Annotated in this window: 12 protein-coding genes and 1 tRNA gene; 7 read left to right on the top strand and 6 right to left on the bottom strand. The window is 45.7% G+C overall.

All coding sequences use genetic code 11. The features are described 5' to 3' along the window. Positions 1-29: 29 nt before the first annotated feature. Positions 30-2,438 carry a beta-galactosidase GalA gene (galA, locus tag FSB75_RS06235; RefSeq protein ID WP_227990794.1) on the top strand — a complete coding sequence of 803 codons (2,409 nt, stop codon included), beginning with the start codon at positions 30-32 and terminating at the stop codon, positions 2,436-2,438. A 158-nt stretch (positions 2,439-2,596) separates the two neighbouring features. On the opposite strand, the gene FSB75_RS06230 is transcribed toward galA, so the two are convergent. Beyond that, positions 2,597-2,678: transfer RNA gene (locus tag FSB75_RS06230), tRNA-Leu, on the bottom strand. A 65-nt stretch (positions 2,679-2,743) separates the two neighbouring features. After that, a complete protein-coding gene (locus tag FSB75_RS06225; protein WP_227990792.1) occupies positions 2,744-3,583 on the bottom strand; it encodes a 2,3,4,5-tetrahydropyridine-2,6-dicarboxylate N-succinyltransferase in 840 nt (279 codons plus the stop codon). Positions 3,584-3,593: 10 nt separating this feature from the next. On the opposite strand from FSB75_RS06225, the gene FSB75_RS06220 reads away from it, so the two are divergent. The 4 genes from FSB75_RS06220 (at position 3,594) to FSB75_RS06205 (ending at position 7,447) form a co-directional block, all read left to right on the top strand. After that, positions 3,594-4,571, top strand: coding sequence for a glycosyltransferase family 9 protein (locus FSB75_RS06220; protein WP_146784361.1), 978 nt, complete (start codon positions 3,594-3,596; stop codon positions 4,569-4,571). Continuing rightward, positions 4,568-5,143: an L-threonylcarbamoyladenylate synthase gene (locus tag FSB75_RS06215; protein ID WP_227990790.1), complete on the top strand. Its 576-nt coding sequence runs from the start codon at positions 4,568-4,570 to the stop codon at positions 5,141-5,143. Before FSB75_RS06220 ends, FSB75_RS06215 begins: the two co-directional genes overlap by 4 nt. A 151-nt stretch (positions 5,144-5,294) precedes the next feature. Then, positions 5,295-6,764, top strand: a complete 1,470-nt coding sequence (locus FSB75_RS06210; RefSeq protein WP_146784358.1) for a CCA tRNA nucleotidyltransferase — start codon at positions 5,295-5,297, stop codon at positions 6,762-6,764. A gap of 113 nt (positions 6,765-6,877) precedes the next feature. Next, the gene (locus tag FSB75_RS06205; protein WP_146784355.1) at positions 6,878-7,447 is read left to right on the top strand and encodes an IS1096 element passenger TnpR family protein; all 570 of its coding nucleotides are present in this window, start codon (positions 6,878-6,880) and stop codon (positions 7,445-7,447) included. 241 nt (positions 7,448-7,688) lie between these two features. On the opposite strand, the gene FSB75_RS06200 is transcribed toward FSB75_RS06205, so the two are convergent. Continuing rightward, entirely contained in the window at positions 7,689-8,303 is a 615-nt protein-coding gene (locus tag FSB75_RS06200) for a Crp/Fnr family transcriptional regulator (RefSeq protein ID WP_146784352.1), read from the bottom strand. Between the two features lie 105 nt (positions 8,304-8,408). Between FSB75_RS06200 and FSB75_RS06195 the strand changes: the two genes are divergently transcribed. Both FSB75_RS06195 and FSB75_RS06190 read left to right on the top strand, forming a co-directional pair. Further along, positions 8,409-9,647, top strand: coding sequence for an isocitrate dehydrogenase (NADP(+)) (locus tag FSB75_RS06195; RefSeq protein ID WP_146784349.1), 1,239 nt, complete (start codon positions 8,409-8,411; stop codon positions 9,645-9,647). A gap of 153 nt (positions 9,648-9,800) precedes the next feature. Further along, on the top strand, positions 9,801-10,298 hold the full coding sequence (locus tag FSB75_RS06190; protein WP_172623073.1) for a TlpA family protein disulfide reductase: 498 nt from the start codon (positions 9,801-9,803) through the stop codon (positions 10,296-10,298). 52 nt (positions 10,299-10,350) lie between these two features. Here the strand turns inward: FSB75_RS06190 and FSB75_RS06185 are convergent, their stop codons facing one another. From FSB75_RS06185 to FSB75_RS06175, 3 genes are all read right to left on the bottom strand, one after another. Then, on the bottom strand, positions 10,351-11,001 hold the full coding sequence (locus FSB75_RS06185; protein ID WP_146784342.1) for a response regulator transcription factor: 651 nt from the start codon (positions 10,999-11,001) through the stop codon (positions 10,351-10,353). Then, the gene (locus FSB75_RS06180; protein WP_172623072.1) at positions 10,998-11,729 is read right to left on the bottom strand and encodes a sensor histidine kinase; all 732 of its coding nucleotides are present in this window, start codon (positions 11,727-11,729) and stop codon (positions 10,998-11,000) included. The genes FSB75_RS06185 and FSB75_RS06180 overlap by 4 nt, the downstream gene beginning before the upstream one ends. Before the next feature lie 65 nt (positions 11,730-11,794). Beyond that, positions 11,795-12,460 carry a hypothetical protein gene (locus FSB75_RS06175; protein WP_146784337.1) on the bottom strand — a complete coding sequence of 222 codons (666 nt, stop codon included), beginning with the start codon at positions 12,458-12,460 and terminating at the stop codon, positions 11,795-11,797. Positions 12,461-12,462: the final 2 nt, after the last annotated feature.

Here is a 12,462-nt window from a genome sequence, read left to right as displayed (position 1 = left end):
ATCTAATGCTCATCATGAAAAAAAGTTGTTTGCTACTTACCATAGTTTGTTACATAAGCATTGTTAACGGACAATCCATTTCGCAAAAAATAAATTTCGATAACGATTGGAAATTTGCTTTGGGCAATGCATCTGATCCAACAAAAGATTTCAGCTATTCCTTACAAACCATTTTTGCCAAAGCAGGCGAAAAAAATACGACGGCTGCTTCGGCAAGTTTTATTGATTCATCATGGCGGCTTTTAAATCTCCCGCACGACTGGGCCGTTGAACTTCCTTTTGTAAACCATCCCGACAAAGGTGTAATGAGGCACGGCTACAAACCCGTGGGCGGATTCTTTCCGGCCACTTCCGTTGGTTGGTACCGCAAACATTTTCGCATACCGGCTGCGGACAGTGGCCAGCGTTTCTCCGTCACCTTTGACGGCATCTATCGGGATGCCGACGTTTGGTTTAACAATCAATACCTCAAGAAAAACCTCTCGGGATACAACGGATTCACGGTAGATATTACAGATTTCATCCGGTATGGCGGCGATAACGTTTTGTCCGTTCGGGTAAATGCCACACAATACGAAGGTTGGTTTTATGAAGGCGCAGGAATTTATCGCCACGTGTGGTTGAACAAATACAACAATCTGCATCTGGAAGAAAGTGGCACGTTTGTATATGCAGATATGCCTTCGCTGGATAAAGCAACGGTGCACACGGCCGTTGAAATCAAAAACGATGACTACAACAATCAATCGGTTTTTCTAAATCAATTTATCGCTGATCGTTCCGGCAAGAAAATAGCGAATGTTGCTGCACAAACGGTCCGCCTTGGCTTTAATGAAAGGCAAACAGTAAAGAACGAAATGCAGTTAATCAACCCGCAGTTGTGGGATGTGGCCAATCCTTACTTATACAGGCTGGTAACCGTTTTGAAAAACAAAGAGGGCAGGACATTAGATAGCGTGACGACCAAATTCGGATGCAGGCAGCTACGATTCGATGCAAACGAAGGCATGTTTCTGAATGGCAAAAGCATCAAGATTAAAGGCGTGTGCAATCACCAGGATCACGCCGGCGTGGGTTCGGCCATTCCAGATGCACTGCAATATTACCGTTTGCGATTATTAAAAGAAATGGGCGCCAATGCCTGCCGCACCACGCACAATCCGCCAACACCTGAGTTTCTGGAAGCCTGCGACAGTTTGGGCATGTTGGTGTTGGATGAAACCCGTCTGCTAAATTCATCCGAAGAATATCTCGACCAATTTGAACAATTGTTGCGCCGCGACCGCAATCATCCCAGCATTTTCATGTGGAGTGTGGGCAACGAAGAAACGGCGGTTCAAAACAATTCTTTAGGTAAAAGAATAGCGCAAAAAATGATTGCTCTTCAGCAGCAGATCGATCCTTCACGCTTGTCAACTTATGCTGCCAACATGCCTAACTATTTTACAGGTGTGAATGAGGTTATTCCTGTACGCGGATTCAATTACCACATTGGCAATATCGACGCTTACCACAGGGATCATCCGGCACAACCCATTATTGGTACCGAGGTGGCCAGTACGGTTTGCACTCGTGGCATTTACGCTATCGATACCGTAAACGCTTATGTTCCTGATTACGACAGCAACTATCCATCCTGGGCAAGCACGTCGGAAACCTGGTGGAGGATGTTTGCAGAAAGAAAATGGTTAATTGGTGGCTTTGTGTGGACTGGTTTTGATTATCGCGGCGAACCCACGCCATACGAATGGCCGAACATCAATTCACATTTCGGCATCATGGACGTCTGTGGTTTTCCGAAAAGCAATTACTACTATTATCAAAGTTGGTGGAGCGATAAAGATGTGTTGAAGATTTATCCGCATTGGAATCATGCCGGTATGGAAGGGAAAACAATTGAGGTATGGTGTAACAGTAATGCGGGTGAGGTTGAGTTGTCTTTAAACGAAAAGTCATTAGGGAAAAAAACAATGCCCCTGAACGGACATCTGGTTTGGAAAGTGGTATATCAACCCGGAACCCTAAAAGCAATTGCATTTAAAAACGGAAAGAAGTTGGAAGATGTGGTAACGACCACCGACAAAGGTGTGCAAGTAAAAATTGTGGCGGATAGAGAGGACCTGAATGCAGATGGGAGAGATGTCGTGGTGTACAATGTTTCCGTTATAGACGGGAAGGGAAAAGAAGTTCCGGATGCGGATAACGAATTGTTGTTTGATTTAAGCGGATCGGGAAAAATGATTGGTGTTGGCAATGGCGATCCAAGTAGTCATGAGCAGGATGTATACGCAGAAGGGCAGCAATGGAAAAGAAAATTATTCAGCGGGAAATGCCAGGTAATTGTGCAGTCGAACGGAGGACGCAGCAAGGTTAATTTTGTTGCGAGAGGAGAGGGGTTGAAACCGGCGAGTGTAACAACAAGCGTTGTAAAGAATTAAGCTCTATCATCAAACATGAAATGGAAAATATCCGGTGTCAGTTGTAATAAAATGAAAAATCTGAATCGGTGTGTCATATACCTCGGCTACGATGAACGGGCATCAAACCGACAAATACCAGGCAATCCAGTGAAGGATTGCCTTAAAATAACTGTTTGTGCCCGGGACTGGATTCGAACCAGCACACCTTGCGGCGCCGCCACCTGAAGACGGTGCGTCTACCAATTTCGCCACCCGGGCGGGGGTGCAAATATAGAGAACCACGTCAAAATTTTAAACTTTGAACCGTTCATCTTTAAAACTTTTTACACCGCTACATTAAAATCACGCAGCGCATCGTTAAGGCTTGTTTTTAAATCGGTGCTGGCTTTGCGCTGGCCAATAATCAGGGCGCAACTGACGCCGTATTCTCCCGATGGAAAACGTTTTGGATACGTGCCCGGAATGACTACACTGCGAGCTGGTACGCGGCCTTTGTATTCAAGCGGACGCGGACCGCTTACGTCAATAATTTTGGTAGATTGTGTCAGCACTACGTTGGCGCCAAGCACGGCTTCTTTTTCTACTCTTACGCCTTCAACTACTATGCAACGAGAACCAATGAAGCAACCGTCTTCAATGATCACCGGTGCAGCTTGTAAAGGTTCCAGCACACCACCAATCCCCACGCCGCCGCTCAAGTGAACGTGCTTGCCAATTTGTGCGCAACTGCCTACAGTCGCCCATGTGTCCACCATTGTGCCTTCGTCTACGTAAGCGCCAATGTTTATGTAGGAAGGCATCAACACTACATTTTTGGCAATGTAAGCTCCGTATCGAGCCACGGCAGAAGGCACTGCACGAACGCCCAGTTCCTTGTAATTTTTTTTCAGCAACATCTTGTCGTAAAACTCAAACGGCTCTACCCGCCAGGTTTGCATTGGTTGTAGCGAAAAGTACAGGAGAATGGCCTGCTTCACCCATTCATTTACCTGCCAGCCGTCCCCGGTTGGTTCGGCCACGCGAAGGCGGCCTTTGTCCACTTCCTCCACCACTTTCTGAACACCGTCCTGGAAGGCCTGGTAACTCATCATCTCGCGGTTAGTCCATGCCTGTTCAATTGTTTCGCGTAAGTTCATCGCTTCAAAAATTATTTTTGCAAACATAGTATAGAAGATGAAAATTCTGGTTCGTTTGCCAAACTGGTTGGGCGATATGGTGATGGCGGCTGGTGCGCTTCAGCAGATCCCGGCTTTTTTCCCGGGTGCGGAAGTGTGCGTGGTGGCCAAAAAGGGCATTCACGAACTGCTTCCTTTTTTTCCTTTATCCAAACATCAATTCGTTTTTGACAAAGACCAATACAAAGGCCCGAAAGGCTTATGGCAATTTGGAAAAAAGATTCGCCGCGTTGAACGCTTCGATTTGTTCGTTTCTTTTCCCGATTCTTTTTCCGCAGCGTTGATGGGTTTTGCTACCCACGCAAAAGAAAGAATAGGCTATAAGAACGAAGGAAGAAACATTCTGCTAACGAACGCTTATGCCAAGCCCCGGGGCCTTCACCGCGTGGAAGAGTACGTGAATTTGTTGGAAGCTTTTACGGGGCGGAAAGCAGATAATGTTGACGTGCGCCTTCATCATTCTTTTCACCGGCAAGATTACCTTGCGATAAACATCAACTCCGAAGCCTCGTCGCGGCGATTAACGCCGGCAAAAGCCGTCGAAATCATCTCCGCAGTCCGCAAAAGTTTTGATGAACGAATTGTATTGATTGGTGGTTCCCGCGAAAGAGATTTTGTGGAAGAAGTGTTCAATCATTTGCCGGAAAAAAACGACATTGAGAGTGTCGCAGGGAAAACGACCATGAAAGAGTTAGTGCAGGTTCTGGCTTCGGCAAAACTGTTGCTTACCACCGACTCTGGGCCGGCGCATCTTGCCAATGCATTGGGTACGCAAACCGTGGTTTTGTTTGGTGCGGGCAATGAAAACAACACGTCGCCGTACAACAAAGATTTTCTTCGCGTCATTCGCCTCGGCAAACTTTCATGCGAGCCCTGCGCCAAAAATGTTTGCGTGCAGTTTAGCACGCCGCAATGCCTTGAACTGTTGGAAACAAAAAATATTTTATTGGCCGTGCGCCAAAAATTAGAAGCATGATGATTGATTTTACAACCGAAGTAGAAGCAGCACTCAATGTCCTGCGAAGTGGCGGCCTTATTCTTTATCCCACCGATACCATTTGGGGATTGGGTTGCGATGCAACGGACGAAGAAGCGATAAAAAAAATTTATTCGCTCAAACAGCGCGACGACAGCAAGAGCCTCATCATTCTTGTGGCCGAAGAGCGGGATGTTTTGAAATACGTGGCCGCAGCGGATTTAGCCGTCTTTGATTTTCTTCAACAGCAAACGAGACCAACAACGATAATCTTTGATAATGCTGTAAACCTTCCCAATAATTTAATTGCCGAAGACGGCTCCATCGCCATCCGTATTGTACAAGATGAGTTTTGCCGCCACCTTATCAAGCGTTTGCGCAAACCAATTGTTTCCACGTCGGCTAATATCAGCGGGCAGCCTTCGCCAAAATTTTTTGATGAAGTCATCGATGAAATCAAAGGCAATGTGGATTACGTTGTGCAATGGCGGCAGAAGGATAAAACACCCTCGCAGCCTTCGCAAATTATTAAATGGAGAGGAGAGGGCTTGTATAATGTACTCCGAAGTTGATTCGTTGGATGTTATAGAAGTATTTAAGCCAGGAGAGAATTGAATCAGATGGTCAGCCGCTGGACTTTGAAGTGCTGACCGCTGGTTGCGTATTTTATCGTCCGACTTCCAACCTAAACCTCCAACTTCACTTCTCTATCTTTGTCCCTCAATGAAAATTCAGTTTACAGAAAGGGAAGAAAAAGCATTTAGAAAAATTTCGGAAGCCGCCATGCAGCTCGGTTTGCCTTGTTATTTGATCGGCGGCTTTGTTCGCGATAAAATACTGGGCCGGCCCACAAAAGATGCGGACTTCGTTTGTGTGGGCGATGCGCTGGAACTGGCAACGCTTGCAGCAAAGGCATTTAAGCCTCACCCCAAAGTAAGCCTCTATAAAAATTTTGGTACTGCGCATTTTCGGTTGAGCGATGGCTTTGATTTGGAATTTGTAGGCGCAAGAAAAGAAAGCTACCAGCGTCATTCACGCAAGCCCGATGTAGAACCCGGTACGGTTGAAGACGATCAGAAGCGAAGAGACTTTACCATCAACGCATTGGCCGTTAGCCTGAACAAAGAAGACTATGGCAACTTTGTGGATCCCTTCAACGGTCTTGACGATTTGAAGCAAGGCCTCATCCGCACACCGCTCGATCCCGATCAAACGTTTAGCGACGATCCGCTGCGCATGATGCGGGCCATTCGTTTTGCCTGCCAGCTAAAGTTTCGCATTTATCCAGAAACCTTTCACGCCATCAAGAGAAACAAGGATCGTATCAAAATCATTTCGCAGGAACGCATCACCGATGAACTGAACAAAATCATATTAAGTGAAATGCCCTCCATTGGCTTTAAACTTTTGTACGATACAGAACTGCTTCACATCATCTTTCCGCAAATGATAGAATTGGCCGGTGCGGAGTTCATCGAAGGCAAGGGGCACAAAGACAATTTTTATCATACCCTTCAGGTACTTGATAACGTGGCCGAACGTTCGGATAATTTGTGGTTGCGCTGGGCCGCCATTTTACACGATATTGCCAAGCCGGCCACCAAACGTTTTGAGGAAGGTCACGGTTGGACCTTTCACGGCCACGAAGTAGTGGGCGGCCGCATGGTGCCGAAAATTTTCAACCAGTTAAAACTGCCGCTGGGGGAACAAATGAAATACGTTCGCAAGTTGGTGGAGCTTCACTTACGGCCCATTTCTCTTACCAAGGAAAACATCACCGACTCCGCTGTTCGCCGTTTGCTTTTTGATGCCGGCGAAGACTTTGATGACCTGATGAAGCTTTGCGAATCGGACATCACGTCAAAGAACCGTTACAAAGTGAACCGTTACCTGCAGAATTTTGAATTGGTGAGAGAACGCTGTAAAGAAGTGGAGGAGAACGACAAAATTCGCACATGGCAACCGCCCATTACCGGCGAAATCATCATGCAAACCTTTGGTCTTCGTCCATCGAAGCCCGTGGGCATTATCAAGGATGCCATTAAAGACGCCATCCTCGACGGGCAAATTCCGAACAACTACGAAGCGGCATTTGCCTACATGTTACAAAAGGGAGAGGAGTGTGGACTAAGAGCGAATGAGTCAGGAGTCAGGAGACAGGAGACAGGAGAAGCGGAAACTTCTGCAGAGTGACGGTCCCTTCTCTTCGCAAAGAGATTACGTTTATTTAAGAATTCTATCTCCTGACTCCTGTCTCCTGACTCCTGCATTCTCATTATATTTGACGTTTCACATTTTATCAACGTATGGCCATTCTGAAATTCAGGATTTATTTTGAAGAAGACGACAGCGTGTACCGCGATGTGGTGATTCGTCACAAGCAAACGTTTTTCGACTTGCACGAAATCATCTTAAAGGCTTATGATTTTGACAGCAAACACGCGGCAACGTTTTACCGCAGCAACGACCATTGGCAACGAGGCCGCGAAATTTCGCTGGAGCGGTATGACAAGAAGTACAAAGCCGCTCCCTTGCTTATGAAAGAAACCACCATCGGTACCGAAATTCACGACCCCAATCAAAAGTTCATCTACGTTTATGATTTTGCCAAGAATTGGACCTTTCAGGTAGAACTGATCAACGTGTCAAAAGAAGAAAATCCAAAGGTTACGTATCCATCGGTTGTTCGCAAAGAAGGCATTCCACCGAGCCAATACGGAACCAAAGGTTTGCTGGGCGAACGCTTTGCCGACATTGAAGAAAAATACGATCTTACAAAAGGCGCCGAGGGTTTTGGCGAAGAAGGCGAGGGGGCCGGTGAGGCCAGCGACGAACACGAAGGTGAAGAACACGGCAGCGACGAAGAAATCTTTTAAATCATTTTGGTTTCTGCACAACGTGCAGCAGTGATTAAAACCCCAATCATGGAACATGATTGGGGTTTTTCTTTTTCGGACCAAACGCCAATACTGCTATTGAGATTTATTGCCTCGCACTCTTGCTTGCCTGCCGGTACGAGGCAAGAGAAGCGGAACAGAATTAGTGCCGCTGGTCACATAAAATTTTTTGTTTACAAAGCTTGGTAACAACCCGAAACATTTGTGAGATAGTCTTGCGTTAGTTTGTTTCGCCTTCCGTATGAGAACCGGGAGATGTTTTTATCAAATGCTTGAAGCGGCTAAAGGTTTCGGGCTGTATGTTTAGCAAAGAAGCAAGCAGCTTTTGCGGCACTCGTTGTACCAACTGGTGGTTGCGCTCTACAAATAGCAGGAAGCGTTCGCGGGGCGCCATTTTCATCAGCATCATCTGCCAGCGTTCGTTCAGCACGGTAATTTCGGTGGCTACAAGCCGGCCCAGTCTTTCCATTTTTGCGTTGGTGGCAAAAATGCTGTTCAAATCACTAAACTCAATCGAAACTAGCGTCGTGTTCTCGATCGCCTGCAGGCAATAGTGGGAAGGCGTTTGCTTGTTCAGCGATTCCTGTGAATAAATGAGGTGGCCTTCCATCGAGATCTGCGTGATTAATTCTTCTTTTTCTTTGCCGAAGTATTTGCGCACCAGACCTTCACCAATAAAATTCATGTATCGTTCTACTTCGCCCGCCTGGCTGATGATTTGTTTTCGTCTAAAACGGCGCAACTGGATGTGCGGCTTAATGATTTGGTTAAACTCGTCTTCTTCAAGTTCGATGAACTTGTTGAGAAAGGCAAAAAAAGGAGCAATCGAATCCATCACGGCGGCATTATGAGTGGCGGTATAAAGCTACCCACATTTTTTTAGTATGAGTAGCGTAATGCCTTAGTTTTGCCGATTATTTTAAACCAAACAACGAAAAAAATGGCAGAAAAAATAAAAGTGGCCAACCCGGTAGTGGAACTTGATGGCGACGAGATGACGAGAATTATCTGGAAGTTCATTAAAGACAAACTCGTTCTTCCTTACCTCGAATTGGACATTAAATATTATGATCTCGGCGTTGAGTACCGCGATCAGACGAATGATCAGGTAACCGTGGACGCTGCAAATGCCATCAAGCAATACGGCGTTGGCATCAAGTGTGCCACCATCACTCCCGATGAGGCCCGCGTAAAAGAGTTCAACCTGAAACAAATGTGGAAGAGCCCCAACGGCACCATCCGCAACATCCTGGATGGAACCGTTTTTCGCGAACCCATTGTCATTAAAAACATTCCGCGATTGGTGACAACCTGGGACCGTCCCATCGTTGTAGGCCGTCACGCCTTCGGCGACCAGTACCGCGCCACTGATTTTGTAGTAAAAGGAAAGGGTAAGCTCACCATTACTTTTCAAGGTGAGGACGGAACAAAACAGGAATACGAAGTTTATAATTATACCGGCGACGGCGGCGTTGCGCTTGCCATGTACAACACCGACGAGAGCATTCGCGGTTTTGCCCGCAGTTGCATGAACATGGCTTTGCAAAAAGGCTGGCCTTTGTACATGAGCACCAAAAACACCATCCTTAAAAAATACGACGGTCGCTTCAAAGACATTTTCCAGGAAGTGTTTGATGCGGAGTTCACCCAGAAATTTAAAGACGCCGGCATCACCTACGAGCACCGCCTGATTGACGACATGGTGGCGAGTGCATTGAAGTGGAACGGCGGCTTTGTGTGGGCTTGTAAAAACTACGACGGCGACGTGCAAAGCGACAGCATTGCCCAAGGCTTTGGTTCACTCGGTTTGATGACATCAGTTTTGGTAACTCCCGATGGACAAACAATGGAAGCCGAGGCCGCACACGGCACGGTTACACGCCACTACCGCGAATACCAAAAAGGCAACCCGACCTCAACCAACCCGATTGCCTCCATCTTTGCGTGGACGAGAGGTTTGGCTTTCCGCGGCAAATTGGACAACAACCAGGAATTGATTGATTTCTGTAACGCATTGGAAGCTGTTTGTATCGAAACCGTGGAGAGCGGCAAAATGACAAAAGACCTTGCAATGAACGTTCATCTCGACAAAAAACTGGTGGCCGGAACAGACTATTTGTACACTGAACAATTTCTCGACGCGATAGACGAGAATTTGCAGAAACGTATGGCGAAGTGAGTTAATAGGTTAATAGGTTACAGCATTTTTAAGGAAGCCCCGCACCGGTTGCGGGGCTTTTGCTTTTGTGTACCTGCTGCACGGAACGCAATTCTCGTGTAATTCGCTTTCATTCATATAATGCCTCTTGTTATTTTTGGTGAAACCTTTCGCATGAAAATCTTGCTAGCCTTTTGCTTTGCAGCCCTTTCGTTTTCGGCTTTTGCACAAACGGACACCATTGCGCCAGCGTACAAACGCTTTCCCTTTTTGCCGCCGCTGCAACTTCTTTTGGCTGACAGTACCAAATTCACGAAAGATGATCTCGCAAAAAACAAGCAAACGCTCATTGTGCTCTTTAGCCCCGAATGCGAGCATTGTCAGCACGAAGCGGAAATGCTTTATGCGGGCCGCGAAATGCTGGACAAAATCCAGATTGTGATGATTACAACCTACCCGATTTACCGCATGAAAGAATTTGCGGAGAACTATGGATTAAACAACATGAAGAACGTCGTCGTAACCAAAGACCCGCATTACCTGATGATACCGTTTTACGACGTTCGCAACTTTCCTTTCATGGCCTTTTACGATAAGAAAGGAAAGCTGATTGGCACCTTTCAGGGAACGGCGACGATTGAAAAGATTTTGGAGAAGTTCAAAGGCAAATAAACGCGCAACAGCAATGAAAGGTTTCTGTATTTGAATATCCCAATATCGGTAATCATTCCACAATTCCGTTCTTCAACGCAAACATTACTAAGCCCGCCGTGTTGCGTACGCCGATTTTTTCAATCAGTTTGGTGCGGTGCCCTTCCACGGTTCTTGCGCTGATGAAAAGTTCCTTGCCGATTTCCGCCGCCGTTTTTTCTTCGCAAATGAGTTTTAATACTTCCAGTTCTCGTTCCGAAAATTCAATGTTTTGATTGAAAGAAGGTTTGATGTTCCCTTTGAGGATAAGCTTTTTTAAAAGCGCCTTGTTCACGATGTTGTTAAAATAATAACCCGTTTCGTGCACCGCGTAAATGGATTTGCGCAACTCTTCCGAATCGGTGTTTTTAAGCAAGTAGCCGTTGGCGCCGTTCTCCATCATGTGAATGATAAACTTGTCGTCCTCGTACATTGTTACCACCAGCACCTTCACGTGATTAAATTTTTTGCGCACCTCCCGGGTGGCTTCCATGCCGTCCATCACCGGCATTTTCAGGTCCATGATAATGACGTCGGGCTTTGCATCGGGTAAGGCTTTCAGCAGTTCTTCACCGTTATCGGCTTCCAGCACAACTTCCAGATTGTCGTCGGCGGCAAGACCAACCTTTAGGCCGTCGCGGTAAATTTTATAGTCGTCGGCAATGGCGATTTTTATTTTACTCATGGCATTGTGGTTTGCAGCGAAAGGGTAAGGGTTATTTGGTTGTCGTCCGGCTTTGCTTCAAAATTGATGGCTCCTCTTAATAAAATTACACGGTTCTGAATGTTCTTCAATCCAAGTCCGTCCTTGCTGTAACGAAAGGCTTCAAATTCTTTTTGGCTAAGGCCGCGGCCGTCGTGAGAGATGGTGAGTTTTAGTTGCGACTGATTGTAAACGGAAGCAATGTGAATGCGGGTAGCGCCGGCATGTTTCAAAATGTTGTTGACAAGTTCCTGTACCATGCGGTAAATGCTGATGTCGTTCTCGGGGTTTTCGGTAACGTAATTGTCGTCGAGTTCCGTGGTGGCTTGCAGCATGTCGCTTTGCACTACTTTTTTCATAAAGTGGCGAATGGCTTCGTTGAGGCCAAATTCTTTTAAAATGTTGGAGTGCAGGTTGTGCGAGATGCCGCGAACTTTTTGAATGCCTTCGTCTAAAAGCTCTTTGCTGCGTTGAAAGAGTTGCAATTCTTTTTCGGTAAGGTTTGTATGAGTAATGCCTTGAAGATGAAGCTTGGTAGAAGAAAGGATTGCACCAACTTCGTCGTGTAAGGTTTCGGCAATGCGGTGACGTTCGAGTTCTTCGGAACGAATGGCGGCTTCAATGAGGCTGTTTTGTTGCTGCTCGCGGAGCGACTGCATGTCTTGCTGATGCTGGAGTTTCTTTTTGTGATTAATTATAAATGCGTACATAAAACTGCCAAATAAGATACACATCCCGGCAACACCAAAAAAAAGTAGAGGCAATGGTTGAATCTCTAGCATAACGCATATGCTTTTGCAAGAAAAATCGAAAAAGTGATGTATGCGAGATTATGAATAGACCAAAGACGATCAGCAATTCCAGAGTTTTCGTTAAGTACAGGTATATAAAACAGAAACACAAAAAAGTTGATAACTACATAAATGCTTAAACCTGTCGCGACCCAAAAGTTCGGCTCCTTCGCTGTGAAGGTGCTTTCCTCTTTTATTCGATTCAAATAGTACTGCATACAATACAATAGAAGTAAAAAAGCTTCCGCTGCAAGAAAATACCCACTGATATGTTCTTGGTTATTAAAGTTCTCAAACCGCCAAAAGTAAATGATTACCGCAGGGATTGACACAAATGGGATGATTCGTTTTGCAGTTTTAAATAAAGGTTGATTAAGTGAATTAAAAAATGAACTAAATAAAATAAATCGGATTACAGAATGAACATTATATAAAAAAACGTTCCGTTGCAACCAATGAGGGAAGCCTAATTGTTTGCCATAATCAGAAATAATATCCCCCAAAAGATTGATGATAAATGCAGCGAAAATGTATATCGAAACCCATCTCATATACTCGGCTTTTTTTTCAGCTCGAAAGAAATAATAAATTGGTATTAAAAGCGTCCACACTTCGGCCCAATCGAGTATAGTTTGGATATAGCTTCCCATTC

Origin of the sequence: Flavisolibacter ginsenosidimutans, from assembly GCF_007970805.1 — a bacterium.
GTDB classification, from domain to species: Bacteria; Bacteroidota; Bacteroidia; order Chitinophagales; family Chitinophagaceae; genus Flavisolibacter; species Flavisolibacter ginsenosidimutans.
Note: the sequence above shows the minus strand (reverse complement) of the source record. Positions and strands in the feature narration are given on the sequence as shown.